The following is a 17862-nucleotide window of genomic DNA, read 5'->3' as shown; positions in this document are numbered from 1 at the left end:
ACCTCAGCGAGGCGATTCTCGACCCGATGCTGCGTGCCGATCCGGTCGGCCCACGCATCACCTACTACGACGACGCCGCCGGCGAGCGCATCGAACTCTCCGCGGTGACACTGGCCAATTGGGCCGCCAAGACCGGCAACCTGCTGCGCGACGAATTGGGCGCTGGGCCAGGCAGCCGGGTGGCGGTGTTGCTGCCGGCCCACTGGCAGACCGCGGCGGTGTTGTTCGGCGTGTGGTGGATCGGCGCCGAAGCCCTGCTCGACGGGCCCGAGGCCGACATCGCGCTGTGCACCGCGGCCCGGCTGGACGAGGCCGACAGCACCGGCGCCGCCGAGGTGGCGGTGCTGTCGCTGGATCCGTTCGGCCGCCCAGCGCCCGACCTGCCGGTTGGCGTCACCGACTACGCGACTGCGGTGCGCGTCCACGGCGACCAGATCGTCGCCGAGCGCCAGCCGGGCCCCGCGCTGGCGGGCCGATCGGCCGGCGACATGCTCGCCGACTGTCACAGCTCCGCTGCAGCGCGGGGGTTGACGGGAGCAGACCGCGTGCTTGCGACCGCGCCGTGGGACCAGCCAGCTGAACTGGTCGACCGCTTGCTGGCGATCTTGGCGGTCGGCGGGTCGCTGGTGCAGGTCGCCAACCCGGATGCCGCGGCGCTGCCCCGCAAGGTGGAGACCGAGAAAGTCACCCGCGTCCTCGAGTAGGAGGCAACCTACATATATTGGTATCGCAATATTTCTATGTTAATGTCGGAAGCGGACAGCCCCGACAGGATGGAGTGTGGCGATGTTGGTGCACGGGCTACTCGGGAAAGCGGCCGGAACGGTGGTCACCGGGCTGGTCGGGGTAAGCGCCTACGAAGCGCTGCGCAAGGCGCTGGGCTCGGCGCCGGTGCACAACGCCGCAGTCACCGCGACCGAGTGGAGTCTGCGCGGGACGCGGCGCGCCGAGGAAGCAGCGGAGTCGGCCCGGCTCAAAGTGGCCGACGTCGTCGCCGAGGCCCGCGAGCGCATCGGTGAAGAGGCGCCGCCGCCGGCGATCGGCGATCACGGCGACCACGAACACTGACCCTTGGCCATGACTGACCTTGCCGTCATTTCCGACGCGGCCGGGCGGATGCGGGTACAGGTCCCGTGGGTGCGGTCGAACTCCCGGCGCGCCGTCGCGGTGGAAGAGGCGGTCGACAAGCAGAACGGGGTGCGGGCGGTGCACGCCTACCCGCACACCGGCTCGGTCGTCGTGTGGTATTCGCCGAAACGCTGCGACCGCTCGGCGGTGCTTGCCGCGATCGACTCGGCCGAACACGTTGCGGCCGAACTGATTCCCGCACGCACGCCGCGCTCGGCCGATGTCCGCAACACCGAGGTGCTGCGCATGGTGGTCGGCGGCGCGGCGCTGGCATTGCTCGGGGTGCGCCGCTACGTCTTCAATCGGCCGCCGCTGCTGGGTTCGAGCGGCCAGTTGGTTGCGACCGGCGCAACGGTGTTCATGGGCTATCCCTTCCTGCGCGGCGCGCTGCGATCGCTGCGGTCCGGCCGTGCCGGCACCGATGCGCTGGTGACCGCGGCGACCGTGGCCAGCCTGGTGCTGCGCGAGAACGTCGTCGCGCTCACGGTGCTGTGGCTGCTCAATATCGGTGAGTACCTCCAGGATTTGACGCTGCGACGGACCCGGCGGGCCATTTCGGATTTGCTGCGCGGCACCGCCGACACCGCCTGGATACGGCTGGACGACGGCAACGAGGTGCAGGTGCCGATCGACACCGTGCAGGTCGGCGACGACGTGGTGATTCACGATCACGTGGCGATACCGGTCGACGGCGAAGTGGTCGACGGCGAGGCGGTTGTCGACCAGTCTGCGATCACCGGCGAAACCCTGCCGGTCAGCATCGTCACCGGGTCTGACGTGCATGCCGGCTCGGTGGTGCTGCGCGGCCGTTTGGTCGTGCGCGCCCGCGCCGTCGGCAACGAAACAGCCATCGGCCGCATCGTCACCAGAGTCGAAGAGGCGCAACAAGATCGCGCGCCGATCCAAACCGTCGGCGAGAACTTCTCCCGCCGCTTCGTTCCGATTTCGTTCATCGTCTCGGCGATCACCCTGGCGATCACCGGAGATGTGCGACGCGCGATGACCATGCTGCTCATCGCGTGCCCGTGCGCCGTGGGGCTGGCGACACCGACGGCGATCAGCGCGGCGATCGGCAACGGTGCTCGTCGCGGCATCCTGATCAAGGGCGGCTCACACCTCGAGCAGGCCGGCCGGGTAGACGCCATCGTGTTCGACAAGACCGGGACGCTCACCGTCGGCCGCCCGGTCGTCACCAACATCATTGCCATCCACCGGGATTGGCAACCCGAGCAGGTCCTGGCCTACGCGGCCAGCTCGGAACTGCACTCGCGGCATCCGCTTGCCGAGGCGGTGATCAGATCCACCGAGGAACGCCGCATCATCATTCCGCCGCACGAGGAATGCGAGGTGCTGGTCGGCCTGGGGATGCGGACCTGGGCCGACGGCCGCACGCTGCTGCTGGGCAGCCCATCGCTGCTGCGCTCCGAAAACGTCGCGGTGACAACCGAAGCGGCCGACTGGGTGGACAAGTTGCGCCAGCAGGCCGAAACGCCGCTGCTGCTGGCGGTCGACGGCATCCTGGTGGGACTGATCAGCCTGCGCGACGAAGTGCGCTCCGAGGCCACCGATGTCTTACACCAGCTGCGGGCCAACGGGATTCGCCGCATCGTCATGCTCACCGGTGACCACCCGGAGATCGCCAAGGTGGTTGCCGCCGAGTTGGGCATCGACGAGTGGCGGGCCGAGGTGCTGCCGGAGGACAAACTCGAAGTGGTGCGCGAGCTGCAGGACGAAGGGCATGTCGTCGGGATGGTCGGCGACGGCATCAACGACGCTCCCGCGCTGGCGGCCGCCGACATCGGAATCGCCATGGGACTGGCCGGAACCGACGTCGCCGTCGAAACCGCCGACGTCGCATTGGCCAACGACGATTTGCGGCGCCTGCTCGATGTGGGCGATCTCGGGTCGCGTGCGGTCGAGGTGATCCGGCAGAACTACGGCATGTCCATCGCGGTCAACGCCGCCGGGCTGCTGATCGGCGCGGGCGGCGCGCTGTCGCCGGTGCTGGCCGCAATCCTGCACAACGCGTCGTCGGTGGCCGTCGTCGCCAACAGCTCGCGGTTGATCCGCTACCGCCTCGATTAGCCGCCGTGCAAGAATTCCGCCGGCGACGATGCAGAGCGGAAGCGATGAGGAGGAGCGGCGTATATATTGTCGCCGTTAAGGCGATGACGATGCAGGAAGCCGGTGTGAGTCCGGCGCGGTCCCGCCACTGTCATCGGGGAGCGACCCTCATCGGCCACGGCCAGCCGGCTGGAAGGCGAGGCGAGCAGCGATCCGAAAGCCAGGACACTGCCGTCATCGCGTCCTGCGAACCGGGGCGGTGTACCCCGAGAGAGCTGACCGATGTCACGTCCGCCGTGGATAGTTCTTGTCGTCATCACCACCCTGGCGCTCAGCGTGGGCGCCTGCGCCCCGTCGTCGGACAAGCCGTCCGACACCAGCACCTCCGATACGCCAGGCTGCATCAGCGCCTTCGACCCGAACGCCGATTACTTCCCGGACAAGTCGGCGGTCCACGACGCCACCAATTTCACGATCAGCTACCACAACAGCTATCAGGTCCTGACCGTCAAACAGCCCTACCCGAACGGATCACCCCAGTCGTATGTGCTGGTGCGCTGCGGGGCCCCGGCGCCAGCGCTGACCGGCGACCTGGCACACGCGCCGCAGATCACGGTGCCCGTCACCAGCCTGTATTCCGCGTCGACCACCCATCTGGGCATGATCGACGAACTCGGCCAGACCGACGTGGTCACCGGTCTGGCCGATACCGCCAACGCCGTCAGCCCGCAGATCCGCCGGCGCATCGACGCCGGCAAGGTCGCCGACTACGCGCCGGGCCAGCAGATCAACGTCGAGTCGGTGATCGCGGGCCACCCCGATGTGCTGGTCACCGCGGGCACCGACGATCCGAGTTACGCCAAGCTGCGCGACGCCGGCATCGACGTGGTTGCCGACGCCGAATGGCTGGAGGCCACGCCGTTGGGCCGGGCGGAGTGGGTCAAGGTGTTCGCCGCGCTGACGGGCACCGAGAAGAAGGCCGACGGGATTTACGACGGGCTGCGCGAGGACTACCGCAACGTCGCAGCCAAGACGGCCGGCGTGCGGCCCGCCGAGGTGTTGCCGGGAACCATGTACCAAGGCACCTGGTCGGTGCCGGCCGGCGGCGACTACGCGGGACGGTTGATTGTCGACGCCGGCGGTGACTATCCGTGGTCGCGCGACCCGAACACCGGAAGCCTGCAGCTGAGCTTCGAATCCGTCTACGCCAAGGCCGGACATGCTCCGGTGTGGCTGGTGAGCACCAACTGGAGAACACTCGATGACGCGCTGGCCACCGACAACCGCTACAGCGAGCTGACGGCGGTCCGCGACGGGCAAGTCTGGTCGGCGACCAAGGCGATCGGCCCCGGCGGCGGCAACGACTACTGGGAGCGCGGCGTGGCCCGGCCCGACCTGGTGCTGGCAGATCTGGTGGCGATCCTGCATCCCGAGCTGGCACCCAACCACCGCTTCGAGTTCTATCGACAGGTCACCGGCGCGTGAGCAGGGCGGCGGCCGCGCTGACGGCGCTGGCCGCGGCGGTGGCGGTGCTGACGCTGCTGGGGATTGCGCTGGGCCCGGTGCGGGTGCCGCTGTTCGACACGGTCCGCGTCCTGGCCGGTGCCGACCCGTCGGACCCTCGCTGGCAGGTGATCGTGGCGAGCATGCGCGTGCCGCGGGTGCTGACCGCGGTCGCGGCCGGTGCCGGGCTGGGCGTGGCCGGCCTACAGATGCAGACCCTGTTCCGCAACGCGCTCGCCGACCCGTACGTGTTGGGCGTCAGCTCGGGCGCGAGCCTCGGGGTGGCCGTCGTGGTGATCGCCGGTGCCGGATCCACCGCCGGATTCACCGCGGGTTTGGCCGGCGGCGGTCGCGCCGGCGTGGTGCTCGCTGCGGCGCTGGGGGCCGCGGCCGTGCTAGCGATGGTGCTGGCGCTGGCCCGCTGGGTGCGGTCGGCTGCGACGCTGCTGTTGATCGGCGTGATGGTGGGCGCGGCCAGTACCGCGGTCGTCAGTGTGCTGCTGGTGTATGCGGATCCGCAGCGTGTCCAGCAATATCTGCTCTGGGGACTGGGCAGCTTCGCCGGCACCACCTGGGCCGACTTGCGCCTGCTGTTGCCGTGCGTCGCAGTGGGCGTGGCGGCCGCGGCGATGACGGTCCGTGCTCTCAACGCGCTGCTGCTCGGCGAGGGTTATGCCCGCACGATGGGGATCGACGTCGGGCGGGCCCGGACGATCGCGGTGGCGTCGGCGTCGCTGTTGGCCGGTGTGACGACGGCGTTCTGCGGCCCGATCGCTTTCCTCGGGCTGGCGGTACCGCACCTGTCCCGTATTGCGTTGGGTACCTCCGATCACCGCGTGCTGGTTCCCGGCGTGGTCCTGATGGGAGCGGCTGTCGCGCTGGGCTGTGCGATTGTCAGCCAGGTGCCCGGGAGCGACTCCGTGCTGCCGGTCAACGCGGTCACCGCGCTGATCGGGGCGCCGTTCGTCGTCGTCGTGCTGCTGCGCAGTCGCCGCGGGGTGGGCATCGAGCGATGATCGAGTTGCGTGACTTGGCAATCGGCTACCGCAGCCGGCGTCGGACCAGCACCGTGGCCGCCGGGCTGCAGGCGGTGGCCCGCCGCGGCGAGCTGACGGTTGTGTTGGGGCCCAACGGATGCGGCAAGTCCACGCTGATCCGAACCCTGTGCGGATTGCAACCCGCTCTCGGCGGGCAGGTGCTGCTGGACGGGTGCGACATAGCTGCGGTGCCGCCCGACGAACTGGCCCGGCGGGTGGCGGTGGTGCTCACCGACCGCATCGACCCGGGCCTGCTCTCCGCGCGTGAACTCGTTGGCCTGGGCCGCATCCCGTACCTGAGCCGCAGCGCCCGGCTCACCACTGACGACAACGCCGTCATCGACTGGGCCTTGGCCGCAGTCGACGCAAGCAACCTGGCCTCGCGCCCGGCCGCCGAACTCTCCGACGGCGAACGGCAGCGGGTGCTCACGGCCCGGGCTCTGGCCCAGCAGCCTTCGGTGCTGGTGCTCGACGAGCCGACGGCCTTTCTGGACGTGCCGTCGCGGGCCGGCCTGGTCGAGATGTTGCGCGGCCTGGCCCGCGACCACGGCCTGGCGATCGTGATGTCAACTCATGACCTGGAACTCGCGTTACGGGTCGCTGACCGGGTGTGGCTGCTCGGCCCGGACGGTGCGCTGCTCGACGCGATCCCCGAGGAACTCATGCTCGCCGGACACATCGGCGAGCTGTTCGACTGCGGCACATTGCGTTTCGATGCGGCCGACGGGGTGTTCGTGGTGCGGGGCACAACCGGGAGAAACGCGCGCGTCGAGGCATCCCATCCGCTGGCCGACGCGGTCGAACGAGTGCTCGCCAGGGAGGGTTGGCGCACCCGCGAACCCGCCGAGATCGTGGTCACCGCCGCCGATCCGGAGGCGATCACGCTGCGGGCCGGCGGCCGTCCGGCGGTGTCGACGACGCTAGGCGGGCTGCCGGCGTTGTTGCGCGATCATCCACCCGGCGGTCGTGACTGCGCTTCCGCGGAGATGACGGTGGCGATGCACGCCGAATTGTCGAAAGTCAGCCCGTATTTCGCGGTGGGCACCGGACCGCTCGCTGAAAGCGGTTGGCGGCCCGTGCATCTACTTTATACCGATACCGATCTGCTCGACGGCGTCGTCGGCCGTGTGCAGACCCGCATCGGCGCCGCGGAGCGTCGGGTTGCGGTGTCCACGTTTCAGCTCGGCTTCGCCGCACGGCTGTGGTCGATCGGGCTCGGCGCGGTGGCCGGCCATCGTCTGCTGCCCGACCTGTGTTCCGAGCATCTGCTGTTTCGCGAGACCGACGGTCAGCTGCACCTGCACATCGAGCACCCCGTCGGGTGGCGGGGCGACGATCTGGAGCCGATGCTGGCTGACATGGTCCTCGAGTCACACCTGGCGCCGCTGTCCGCGGCGGTGCGTCGACTCGGGCCGATCTCGGCAAAGGTGTTGTGGGGCAATGCGGCTTCTGCGCTGCTCGGGGCTGCCCGCGTGTTCGACGACAAGTGTGCATCCGACGCGGGGTGGCAGTTGGCCCGCAGATTGTGCGACGACGAAAGACTCACCGGTGCAATCCATTTCAGCAACGGCAGCTATCGTCGTACCAGCTGCTGCCTTTACTACCGCACGCCGGTGGGCGGGTTCTGCGGCGAGTGTGTGCTGGCGGCCAAGCGGGAAAAGGAGCGGCGCTGATGACTGAACCCGACATCGTCGCGACCGAGGACGGCAGCCGCGAGCAGCGCTGGCCGTTACCGACCGACGAAGCGCGGCTGCTCGATTTGATCCACCTGTGCTTCGACGAGTACTGGGACGATATCTGGTTCGGCATCATCGTCGAAGGCGCGGCCTGGGAAGTGGCGGCGCCCAACGCGCCCAGGCGCATCTCGATGTACGACGGATACGCCACAGTCGACTTCGGCCGCTGGCACTTCCACCTGTGCATCGGGGAACACACGGCAAGCGGTCCCGACCTCGGCCGGATCCGAAGATGCGCGCGCGCCGAAATGTATCGCCGGATCGCCGACGACGGCTACCCCACCTCGTGGGGGGTGCGCCTCTACAACGGACGCGACGAACAGCTGATGACGCTAATGCTGCCGAATCCGTTTCTGACCAACGATCAGCAGATCCGCCACGAGCCCGCCTGGGGGCAGCTGGAACTGTGGGACCGGCTGCGCGCCGAGTATCTGGGGCTGGGTCCCGACCCGTTGGACCGCGCCGGCGAGGGCTTTCGGCACGGGTGACGCCGGGTCAGCAGCTGCAGTTCTCGCCGCGCCAGGATCGAATGCCCTGCCAGATCGCCGCGGCGGCGATACCCAGGCCGATCGCGGGGTCGAGCCACCAACCGCCGGGCCAGGCGGCGGTAATCGCAAGTCCGGCCAGCACCGCCGCTGCCTGGGCTCCGCACAGGTAGTTCTGGGTGCCTTCGCCCGCGGTGGCCGCTGAGTGCAACCGCGCCGCCAGTCGATGTTTGGCGCGGCCGAGGGTCGGCATCAGCACCAGGGCGACAGCGGTCAACGCGATACCGATCACCGATGTCTCGGCGTGGTGCTCTTCGAGCAGGTGGCGCAGCGATTCCGCGGCGATGTACGGAGCGGTGAGCCAGAAGGACACCGCGACACCGATTTGGGCGCGCCGCTCGGCGGTGGTTGAGAGTGTGCGTGAGCCGCTGAACCGCCACACCACCATGGCACTCGCCAGGCCTTCGGGGGCACTGCCCAAGGCCCAGCCGGTCAGCGCGATCGAGCCGACCGCCAGACCCTGCCACAAACCCAGCGCACCTTCAGCGAGCATCGCGAGCATGCTGACCCAGGCCAGCCGTCGCGCCCACCGAGCCCGCCGAAGCCATCCCGCATCCCGCTCGTGACAGGCGTCGCCAGCGAGGGCGGCGGGATTGTGCGGGTGGGAGACGGTCACCAGACGATCTTAAGGGTCGTTACGCTGCTCAGCATGGCGCGCACCGATAACGACACCTGGGACCTGGCCAGCAGCGTGGGGGCCACTGCCACGATGGTGGCCGCCGGCAGGGCGCGCGCCACCGCAGCCGGGCTCATCGACGACCGGTTCGCCGACCCGTTGGTGCGCGCGGTCGGCATCGATTTTTTCACTCGGTGGGCCACCGGCGAACTCGACCCCACCGAGGTCGACATTCCCGACCTGCCCTGGGGCATGCAGCCGATGACCGACCTACTGGCAGTACGCACCCGCTTCATCGACACGTTCTTCGCCGAGGCGGGCGCAGCCGGCATCCGCCAGGCGGTCATTTTGGCTTCCGGCCTCGACGCGCGCGGCTATCGGCTGTCCTGGCCGGCGGGGACGGCGGTGTTCGAGATCGACCAACCGCAGGTGCTGGAATTCAAGGCCGCCACCCTGGCCACGCTCGACGCCCAACCGATCACCGATCTGCGGACGGTGCCGATCGATCTGCGCCACGACTGGCCGGCCGCGCTGCAGCAAGCGGGGTTCGATCCCGCAAAGCCGACCGCCTGGATCGCCGAGGGGCTGGTCGCATTTCTGCCGCCGGAAGCCCAGGACCGCTTGCTGGACAACATCACTGGGCTCAGCGCCGATGGCAGCCGAGTTATTGTCGAGATTTTCTTGAACTCCCCGGAATCCGTGCAAGCACAGCAAGCCGCAACCCGCAAATGGTACGAGAACGGCCTGGACGTGCACATCGACAACTTGGGCTATCCCGCCGAACGCAATGACGTGGCGACCTACCTGGGCGAGCGAGGCTGGCAGACGGATCGCACGCTGGCCAACCAGTTGTTGGCCGACAGCGGATTACCGATGCTCAGCGCCGACAGCCACAACTACTACTGCACCGCGGTGTTGGGCCGGGATCGTGAGCAGCGCTAGCCCCAAACCTCTCGACGGGTATCGGGTACTGGATTTCACCCAGAATGTCGCGGGCCCGCTGGCGGGCCAGGTGATGGTCGACCTGGGCGCCGAGGTCATCAAGGTCGAGGCGCCCGCCGGGGAAGCCGGCCGGCACATCACCTCGGTGCTGCCCGGACGTCCACCGCTGGCAACGTATTTCCTGCCCAACAACCGGGGCAAGAAATCGGTGTGCATGGATTTGAGCACCACCGAAGGCAAGCAGCAGATACTGCGACTGGCCGACACAGCCGATGTCGTCCTGGAAGGATTCCGTCCCGGGGTGATGGAGAAACTCGGCCTGGGGCCCGACGAATTGCGGTCGCGCAATCCGAAATTGATCTATGCCCGGCTGTCGGCATATGGCGGCAACGGCCCGCACGGCAACCGGCCGGGCGTCGACTTGATGGTCGCCGCCGAGGCCGGGATGACGTCGGGAATGCGCACCGCGGACGGCAAACCGCAGATCATCCCGTTTCAACTCGTCGACAACGCCAGCGGCCACGTCCTGGCCCAAGCCGTGCTGGCCGCACTACTCAACCGCGAGCGGCACGGCGTCGCTGACATCGTCCGCGTCGCAATGTATGACGTCGCGGTGAGCCTGCAGGCCAACCAGCTGATGGTGCACCTCAACCGGCCCAGCGATCTGCCGGTGCAGAAACCCAAGCGGCGCAAAGGCGTTGGCTTTGCCACCCAGCCGTCCGACGCGTTCCGCACCGCTGACGGGTACATCGTCGTCAGCGCCTACGTGCCCAAACACTGGGAGCTGCTATGCCATACGATCGGCCGCCAAGACCTTCTCGACGACGAGCGGTTCGCCGACCAGCGTTCACGGTCGATCAACTACGGCGAGTTGACCGATGAGTTAGAGGCCGCGCTGAGCAACCGACCGGCAACCGAGTGGGTCGAATTACTTTGTGACAACGGCATCATGGCCTGCCTCCCGTACACCTGGAAGCAGGTTGTCGGCACGCCCCTGTTCGCCGAAAACGAGCTCGCATTGGAGGTCGGCGGCGACGACACCGTTACGGTGATTCGCACACCGGCGCGCTACTCCTCCTTCAGCTCGGCGGTGACAGATCCACCGCCGGCGTTGGGCGCCCACAACGACGAGTTTCTGGGCGCTGCGCGGGGAACGCCTCACTGAGGTTGGCAGTTATCCGGCGAATGGCGGGCGCAGCATGACGGTGGGCCGGAACCCGTATCGCGGTCCGGCACCATTCGCGCCGGCGCCCGCACCCGCCAGTGGCATCCCGCCCATCAGGTTTCCGCCCGCCGCCGTCTCCGGGGTGGCGGTGACGGCGCTGACCGGGAGCGGCGCAGCGCCAGGGACCGTCGCCGGCGCTGCCGCCGCGCCCCAGGCGGGCGGCACGGAAAGGCCACCAACCGGACTGGCAGCGCCCAGGCCCGCCGCGACCGGCGCACCGCCCCCCAGCCCGCCCAGGAGTCCGCCTAAACCGGGTAGCCCCGCCGCGGCCTTGGCCCCGTCGCTGGCCGCCTTGGCGGCCGGCGCCAGCGCCTTTTGCAGTGAGAGAAAGTGGGTCGACATGCCGGTGGCGCGATACATCATCGCCAGGGTGTTTTGAATAGGGCTGGCATATTCCGCCCACAGGCCCACCAAGGGAATCTCCTTCAACGCGTCCGGGAGCGACGTAGCGGATGCCGTCGCGCTCGATGACGCCGGGCTGGCAAGGGTCTGCAACGCCGGCGGCACCGACGACAGCAACTGCGACTCCGTCGCCTGGGCACTCGTCCCGGCCGATGTGGCAGCGGCCTGGGTGACCGCGGCGGCCTGCATGCCCTGCCCGGCGGGATTGGTGGTTTGCGCCGGACCGGTGAACGGTGTCACCTTTGTGGTGGGCGCGACCTGTCCGGCATACCCGTACATGGTCGCGGCGTCTTGGGCCCACATCTCGCCATATTGCGCTTCCAGCTGCGCGATGACCGGCATGTTTTGACCGAGAACGTTGGTCGCCACCGCCTGGGTCAGCTGGAGGCGGTTGGCCTCGATCAGCGGCGGGGGCACCGTCGCCGCGAACGCGGCCTCGTAAGCGGCCGCCGCGGCGCTGGCCTGAGCGGCGGACTGCTCGGCTTGCGCGGCGGTAGTGCTCATCCACGCGACATAGGGTGCAGCCGCACTGGCCATCTGCGCCGACGCCGGACCGAGCCACTCACTGGTCAGTTGGGTGATCACTCGGTCGTAGTCGATGGCGGCGGACTCCAACTCGGCGGCCAGCCACCGCCAGGATGCCGCGGCGTTCATCATCGGCGCCGACCCTGAGCCGGTGTACATGCGAGCGGAGTTGACTTCTGGCGGTAGCGCCCCGAAATCCAGCACTAACGTCTCCTCTAGCTGGCCGCGGCGGCATTGGCGGCTTCGGTGACCGCGTACGACCCGGCGCTGGTGCCCAGCATGTTGACGAACATGTCGTGAATCGCCGTCGCTTGAACGCTGGCCGCTTGATACATCCGGGCATGCGTGGCGAACTGGGCCGCCATCAGCGCCGAGACCTCATCGGCTGCCGGGGGAACCACTCCCGTCGTTGGTCCGGCCGCAGCAGCGTTCTGCGCGGCCACTGACGCGCCGATAGCGGCCAAGTTGCGGGCCGCGACGGATAACACTTCCGGCTGGGTTTCTACGAAGGCCACGTTGGTTTCTCTCCTCAGTGATCGGTCTCAGCGGCCTTCACGAGCCGCTCGCTAGCGACGTTAGATGGCCGGGAGCCGACTGTGCACTACCAATGACGAGTGTTCACCTGAAGATAGAAAGAGTTCATCAATACGTACTGATGATGCCTATAGAAGCCTTATATCTTCGTAAGTGCACTTAGGTCTCAGATAGTGGATCGCAGGTGCGGACAGCGGCGAGGAAAGGCATCGCATTCGTGACTACACGGTCGAGTAGATCGGCAGGGGGCGGCGACCGGCGGCGAGGCCAGGGCGTCAAGTAGTGGATTACGGAGCGTTACCGCCGGAAGTCAACTCTGCCCGGATGTACGCCGGCGCCGGCGCGGGACCGATGTTGGCGGCAGCCGCAGCCTGGGACGTGTTGGCCGCCGACCTGTACACGACCGCATCCTGCTACGGCTCGGCGATCTCCGAAATCAGCGGCCTGTGGTCGGGCCCGGCGTCGATTTCGATGGCCGCGGCCGCGGCGCCCTATGTGGCGTGGTTGTCCACCACCGCTGCACGGGCCGAGCAGGCGGCGGTCCAGGCCAAGGCCGCCGCGATTGCCTATGAGGCCGCCTTTGCGATGACGGTGCCGCCGCCGGTGATCGCGGCTAACCGGGTCCAACTGATGACGTTGATCGCGACGAACTTCTTCGGGCAGAACTTTCCGGCTATCGCGGCGACCGAGGTTCATTACTCGGAGATGTGGGCCCAGGATGCCGTGGCGATGTATGGCTACGCCGGCGCCTCAGCGGCCGCGTCGACGTTGACCACGTTCGACCAGCCGCCGCCCACCACCAATCCGCTGGGGCATGCCGGTCAGGCCGCGGCGGTTGCTCACGCCGCCGAGACGGCCGCCGGCACGAGTGCGCAGCCCCTGCCGTCGGTTCCCTCCACGCTGCAGGCCCTCGCACTGCCCCCATCGTCGTCCAGCACACCCACCGTCGGCCTCTGGAACCTCAGGTCAATCTTGAACGGCCTGCTGGGTGAATCCCCTGGGTCACCGGGCTCGCCCTCACCCCCGCTCGGGCAAGTGTTGACGCCTTCTATGTACTCCGCGCTCCTCGGCTCGGTCTATTACCAAATGGGCGACTATGACCACTTTATGAAGATCTGGGAGGGCTTAATCCCCGCCGCGGCCGCGAGCAAAGCAACTGGAGCAGCGGCGAGCCTGCCCGGTCTCGGTGGAATGCTGGGCGGCGGCGGGCCGGTGCCGGTGGGTGCATCGGCGGGTATGGGAAATGCGGGCACGGTCGGCAACCTGTCGGTGCCGCAGAGTTGGGCCGCCGCGGCTCCGGCGACAAACGTTGCAAACACGGCGTCGCCGGTCGGTGGCGCCAGTGCAGTCCCCGCAGGTAGGGCGGACGGCCTGCTGCGCGGAATACCGCTTTTTCCGGGTTCGGGCCGGCAGTCCGGCGGAGACATCGGCCAACGGTACGGGTTTCGCCACAGCGTGATCGCGCGCCCGCTACCGGCCGGATAGGCCACCGGGTGCGCTACGTGCTGGGCTTGAACCAGGCAACCTTGGCCTGCCACGATCGGGCGGAGGCGTAGGCGAAGCCGATCGCGCCCAGACAGGCGCACAACCAGACCGGCAAGGCGACATCGATGTGCGCCCAAGCTGTGCCTATCTGGATCACGTGAGCCACCACCCCGAACCCGGCCGAGATCAGGTAGAGGTCGACTGTCGACGTGGAGCGGGGGTCGCTCCGCAGGATCACCAGCACCTGAACGGCGTAGCCGAGCAGGTAGATCAGCAACCCGCCCAGCACCAGCCAGTAGACCCCTAGCCAGACGTCGGTGACATGGGCGGCGAACATGTCCGGGTGGTGGCCCTCGTCGGCGATGATGAACACCGCCACCAGCAGCGGAACACCCAGCCACACCGGGCGCGCCACGAATTTGCGCAGCAGTCCGCGGACGTGGGTTTCGTTGGCGAGCCGGGCCAGACCATGCTGAATTATCGCCGTCACCGCAAAGATCCAGCAGATGTGCCCGAGGAGATGCTGCACGTTCCACAGCCCGAAGATGCGGTGCAGGGGCGGGCCGAGGACGGCAGCGGCCCAGTGCGACATCAGCAACACCGCGCAACCCTGCAACGCGACATTCAGGGTCGCGCCGGCCTCCCAACTGGATTGCCAGGTATGGCGGCGGACCCACAGGCTGTACGCGATCGCAGCCAGTGTGGCGGTGATGAGGGTGGTTTTTATCATCAGGTGATTCCCAGCAGCGCCGCTTAGACCGGCGGCCTGTTGGGATCAGGATATAGTTCGCGCATTCTGGGCAGGCGGCGCTCTGACTCGACGAACTCGGCAACCGATTCCGGCTCGATCAACCCGTAGCGAACCTGCAGTTCAACCGGGTTCAACCCGAAGTACTTAGCCGCCTTGATCAGGTTGTCGGCGGTGACCAGCCGGCCCTCGCGAGCCGCCTTGTAGTAGGCGGACTTGCGGTAGCCGAACGCTTCGTAGACCTCGGTAGCGGCCAGCGGCCTGCCGACCAGGTAAGGCAGAACGATCGCCGGGTCTTTGGCGCTGTCGTCCACAATTATGGACGATAGCCCCTCGTGACGGACCCGGCAAAGCGGCGCGGAGTGTCCGCTATCGGTGGCCGAGCGCATGGCGCGTCAACGCAGCAGCGCGCGGGACATGACCACCCGCTGAATCTGATTGGTGCCCTCATAGATCTGGGTGATCTTGGCGTCGCGCATGAACCGCTCGACCGGGAAGTCGGTGGTGTAGCCGGCGCCGCCGAACAGTTGCACCGCCGATTCCGTCACGTCCATGGCGGTGTCGGAGGCGAAGCACTTTGCGGCCGCGGAGATGAATCCGAGATTCGGTTCGCCGCGTTCGGCGCGCGCAGCCGCTGTGTAGACCATCAACCGGGCGGCTTCGACTTTCATCGCCATATCGGCCAGCTCGAACTGCACACCCTGGAACTCCGAGATCGACTTGCCGAACTGCTTGCGATCCTTGGTATAAGCGACCGTGGCGTCCACCGCGCCCTGCGCGATACCCACGGCCTGCGCACCAACGGTGACACGGGTGTGGTCGAGAGTCTGCAGCGCGGTCTTGAACCCGGTGCCGGGCTCACCGATGATCCGATCGCCCGGGATGCGGCAATTCTCGAAATACAGCTCAGTCGTTGGCGAGCCCTTGATTCCGAGCTTCTTTTCCTTCGGGCCGACGCTGAATCCCTCGTCGTCCTTGTGCACCATGAACGCCGAAATACCGTTGGCACCCTTGTCCGGATCGGTCACCGCCATCACGGTGTACCAGGTCGACCTGCCGCCGTTGGTGATCCAGCACTTGGCGCCGTTGAGAATCCAGTCATCGCCGTCGGCCTTGGCCCGGGTTTTCATCGACGCCGCGTCACTGCCGGCCTCGCGCTCGCTCAATGCGTACGACGCCATCGCCCCGTCGGTGGCCAAACTCGGCAACACCTGTTTCTTCAGCTCCTCCGAACCCTGCAGGATGAGCCCCATGGTGCCCAGCTTGTTCACCGCCGGAATCAGCGACGAGGATGCACAGACCCGGGCCACCTCCTCGATCACGATGCAGGCGGCCACCGAGTCCGCGCCCTGACCGCCGTACTCTTCGGGAATGTGGACGGCGTTGAAGCCCGAGGCAGTCAGCGCCGCCAGCGCCTCCTCGGGAAACCGCGACTCCTCATCGACTTCGGCGGCATAGGGCGCGATTTCTTTTTCCACCAAAGCACGAACCGATGCCCGCAGCTCGTCGTGTTCCTCGGGCAACTTGAACAGATCAAACGATGGATCTCCGGCCCATCCAGCCATACCGACCTCCTTGCACAGTCTTCGGTTGCCCGGCTCCACCGCGGGCCGCCCCGGCCCACATCGTCGCCGGGCTACTGGCCGGTAACTTTACTCCGCAGCTTTTCGTCCTTGATTCGCACCGTCTCCGCCAGCTGCTGCTGGAACGCGACGACCCGGCTGCGTAGCGCCGGATCGGCCGCCCCGAGAATGCGCACCGCCAGCAGGCCCGCATTACGGGCGCCGCCGATGGAGACGGTGGCCACCGGCACCCCGGCGGGCATCTGCACGATCGACAGCAGCGAGTCCAGGCCGTCGAGCCTGGCCAGCGGCACCGGAACGCCGATCACCGGCAACGGGGTTGCCGACGCCACCATGCCCGGCAAGTGGGCGGCGCCGCCGGCACCGGCGATGATCACCTCGAGGCCACGGTCGGCCGCGTCCCGGGCGTAGTCGAACATCCGCTCGGGTGTGCGGTGCGCCGAGACCACCCCGACCTCGTAGGACACCTCGAATTCGGCCAGCGCGTCGGCGGCATCGTGCATCACCGACCAGTCGCTGTCGCTGCCCATGATCACGCCGACTCGGGCCTGTTGAGCCTGGTTAACCATGTGGGTCCCATCCGTCCGTCCACTGCCCGTGTGATAACCAGTGTGCCGCCCGCGTGGCCCGTTCACGCAGCGTCGCCAGCTCGGCCATGTCAGAGCCCAGGAAGTTGACATGGCCGATCTTGCGGCCCGGCCGTTCCCCTTTCCCGTAGAGGTGGACCCGGGCTTCGGGCATCCGCGCGAACAAATGGTGCAGACGTTCGTCGATGCTCATCGTCGGCGTTTGCGGCGCTCCCAACACATTGGCCATCACCGTCACCGGGACCGTGGCGTCGGTGTCGCCCAGCGGATAGTCCAGCACCGCGCGCAGATGCTGTTCGAACTGGCTGGTCCGGGCGCCATCCATGGTCCAGTGCCCGGAGTTGTGCGGCCGCATCGCCAGCTCGTTGACCAGCAGAGCGCCGTCGACGGTCTCGAACAGCTCGACGGCCAGCACACCGACGACTCCGAGCTCTGCCGCCAAGCGCAGCGCCAACTCCTGCGCCTCGATGCCCACGTCGGCAGACAACTGCGGCGCCGGCGCGATCACCTCCACGCAGATGCCATCGCGCTGAACGGTTTCCACCACCGGCCACGCCGCACCCTGGCCGAACGGCGAGCGCGCCACCAGCGCCGACAGTTCGCGCCGCATCGCGACCCGCTCCTCGACCAGCACCGGCACGCCGGAGTCCACAATCTCGCGGGCGATCTCCCGGGCCTGGCTCAGGTCGGCGGCCATCCGCACCCCGCGCCCGTCGTAGCCGCCGCGGGCCGCCTTGACCACCAGCGGGCCGTCGACGCGGGCGGCGAACGCGTCCAGATCGTCGAGCTCGTCGACCGCGGCGTAGCGCGGCACCGGTGCGCCCAATTCCTCCAGCCGGCGCCGCATCACGAGCTTGTCTTGCGCATGCACCAGTGCCTGCGGCGGCGGCGCCACGTTGACGCCCTCGCCGACCAGCTTGTCCAGCAGCTCGGTGGGGACATGCTCATGGTCGAAGGTCAACGCGTTGGCCCCGGCCGCCACGCGGCGCAGGTCGTCGAGATCGGTATGCGAACCGATCACTACGTCGGGACTGACTTGGGCCGCAGGGTCGTCGGCGTCGGCGGCCAGCACCCGCAGCGTCTGGCCCAGCGCGATCGCGGCCTGATGGGTCATCCGGGCCAACTGGCCGCCGCCGACCATCGCGACCACCGGCGGAGTAGAGGGTGTACTTGGCACGGCCATCATGGTGTCACGGCGGCTG

At 68.0% G+C, this 17862-nt stretch carries 18 protein-coding genes and 1 riboswitch; of the genes, 10 read left to right on the top strand and 8 right to left on the bottom strand.

The genetic code is table 11. The features are described 5' to 3' along the window. Positions 1-26: 26 nt before the first annotated feature. The 7 genes from AC5Y5W_RS21670 to AC5Y5W_RS21640 all read left to right on the top strand — a co-directional run bounded on the left by AC5Y5W_RS21670 (position 27) and on the right by AC5Y5W_RS21640 (position 7956). The gene (locus tag AC5Y5W_RS21670) at positions 27-704 is read left to right on the top strand and encodes a TIGR03089 family protein (RefSeq protein ID WP_500012604.1); all 678 of its coding nucleotides are present in this window, start codon (positions 27-29) and stop codon (positions 702-704) included. A gap of 82 nt (positions 705-786) precedes the next feature. Next, positions 787-1068 carry a DUF1490 family protein gene (locus AC5Y5W_RS21665; protein WP_499899636.1) on the top strand — a complete coding sequence of 94 codons (282 nt, stop codon included), beginning with the start codon at positions 787-789 and terminating at the stop codon, positions 1066-1068. Positions 1069-1077: 9 nt separating this feature from the next. Beyond that, entirely contained in the window at positions 1078-3213 is a 2136-nt protein-coding gene (gene ctpC, locus AC5Y5W_RS21660; protein ID WP_500012557.1) for a manganese-exporting P-type ATPase CtpC, read from the top strand. A 61-nt stretch (positions 3214-3274) separates the two neighbouring features. Further along, a riboswitch (cobalamin riboswitch) is annotated at positions 3275-3442 on the top strand. Between the two features lie 32 nt (positions 3443-3474). Beyond that, positions 3475-4677 (top strand): ABC transporter substrate-binding protein, encoded by a 1203-nt coding sequence (locus AC5Y5W_RS21655; protein ID WP_500012556.1) that lies wholly within the window; start codon positions 3475-3477, stop codon positions 4675-4677. Beyond that, a complete protein-coding gene (locus AC5Y5W_RS21650; protein WP_500012554.1) occupies positions 4674-5711 on the top strand; it encodes a FecCD family ABC transporter permease in 1038 nt (345 codons plus the stop codon). The genes AC5Y5W_RS21655 and AC5Y5W_RS21650 overlap by 4 nt, the downstream gene beginning before the upstream one ends. Next, positions 5708-7405, top strand: coding sequence for an ATP-binding cassette domain-containing protein (locus tag AC5Y5W_RS21645; protein WP_500012552.1), 1698 nt, complete (start codon positions 5708-5710; stop codon positions 7403-7405). Before AC5Y5W_RS21650 ends, AC5Y5W_RS21645 begins: the two co-directional genes overlap by 4 nt. Further along, a complete protein-coding gene (locus AC5Y5W_RS21640; protein WP_500012551.1) occupies positions 7405-7956 on the top strand; it encodes a DUF7676 family protein in 552 nt (183 codons plus the stop codon). Before AC5Y5W_RS21645 ends, AC5Y5W_RS21640 begins: the two co-directional genes overlap by 1 nt. Before the next feature lie 7 nt (positions 7957-7963). Here the strand turns inward: AC5Y5W_RS21640 and AC5Y5W_RS21635 are convergent, their stop codons facing one another. Further along, complete coding sequence (locus AC5Y5W_RS21635; protein ID WP_500012603.1) at positions 7964-8515, bottom strand: cation efflux transmembrane domain-containing protein; 552 nt, start codon at positions 8513-8515, stop codon at positions 7964-7966. A 147-nt stretch (positions 8516-8662) separates the two neighbouring features. Between AC5Y5W_RS21635 and AC5Y5W_RS21630 the strand changes: the two genes are divergently transcribed. Together AC5Y5W_RS21630 and AC5Y5W_RS21625 are read left to right on the top strand one after the other, a co-directional pair. Beyond that, a complete protein-coding gene (locus AC5Y5W_RS21630; protein ID WP_500012550.1) occupies positions 8663-9571 on the top strand; it encodes a class I SAM-dependent methyltransferase in 909 nt (302 codons plus the stop codon). Next, positions 9558-10736 (top strand): CoA transferase, encoded by a 1179-nt coding sequence (locus tag AC5Y5W_RS21625; protein ID WP_500012548.1) that lies wholly within the window; start codon positions 9558-9560, stop codon positions 10734-10736. The genes AC5Y5W_RS21630 and AC5Y5W_RS21625 overlap by 14 nt, the downstream gene beginning before the upstream one ends. Before the next feature lie 9 nt (positions 10737-10745). On the opposite strand, the gene AC5Y5W_RS21620 is transcribed toward AC5Y5W_RS21625, so the two are convergent. Continuing rightward, positions 10746-11924 carry a PPE family protein gene (locus AC5Y5W_RS21620; RefSeq protein WP_500012601.1) on the bottom strand — a complete coding sequence of 393 codons (1179 nt, stop codon included), beginning with the start codon at positions 11922-11924 and terminating at the stop codon, positions 10746-10748. A 14-nt stretch (positions 11925-11938) separates the two neighbouring features. Beyond that, positions 11939-12238, bottom strand: coding sequence for a PE family protein (locus tag AC5Y5W_RS21615; RefSeq protein ID WP_500012546.1), 300 nt, complete (start codon positions 12236-12238; stop codon positions 11939-11941). 301 nt (positions 12239-12539) lie between these two features. Here AC5Y5W_RS21615 and AC5Y5W_RS21610 point away from each other — a divergent pair, with 301 nt between their 5' ends. Continuing rightward, entirely contained in the window at positions 12540-13742 is a 1203-nt protein-coding gene (locus AC5Y5W_RS21610) for a PPE family protein (RefSeq protein WP_500012544.1), read from the top strand. 13 nt (positions 13743-13755) lie between these two features. Here the strand turns inward: AC5Y5W_RS21610 and AC5Y5W_RS21605 are convergent, their stop codons facing one another. From AC5Y5W_RS21605 to AC5Y5W_RS21585, 5 genes are all read right to left on the bottom strand, one after another. Continuing rightward, positions 13756-14472 carry a hypothetical protein gene (locus tag AC5Y5W_RS21605; RefSeq protein WP_500012542.1) on the bottom strand — a complete coding sequence of 239 codons (717 nt, stop codon included), beginning with the start codon at positions 14470-14472 and terminating at the stop codon, positions 13756-13758. 23 nt (positions 14473-14495) lie between these two features. Next, entirely contained in the window at positions 14496-14804 is a 309-nt protein-coding gene (locus AC5Y5W_RS21600; protein WP_065013529.1) for a hypothetical protein, read from the bottom strand. A gap of 81 nt (positions 14805-14885) precedes the next feature. Continuing rightward, complete coding sequence (locus AC5Y5W_RS21595) at positions 14886-16055, bottom strand: acyl-CoA dehydrogenase (protein WP_500012540.1); 1170 nt, start codon at positions 16053-16055, stop codon at positions 14886-14888. Between the two features lie 71 nt (positions 16056-16126). Continuing rightward, positions 16127-16642, bottom strand: coding sequence for a 5-(carboxyamino)imidazole ribonucleotide mutase (gene purE / locus AC5Y5W_RS21590; protein WP_500012538.1), 516 nt, complete (start codon positions 16640-16642; stop codon positions 16127-16129). Next, positions 16635-17846, bottom strand: coding sequence for a 5-(carboxyamino)imidazole ribonucleotide synthase (locus AC5Y5W_RS21585; RefSeq protein WP_500012536.1), 1212 nt, complete (start codon positions 17844-17846; stop codon positions 16635-16637). Before AC5Y5W_RS21585 ends, purE begins: the two co-directional genes overlap by 8 nt. Positions 17847-17862 lie beyond the last annotated feature (16 nt).

The organism is Mycobacterium sp. NGS51 (assembly GCF_059812525.1).
This window is presented reverse-complemented; position numbering and strand designations above follow the sequence as displayed.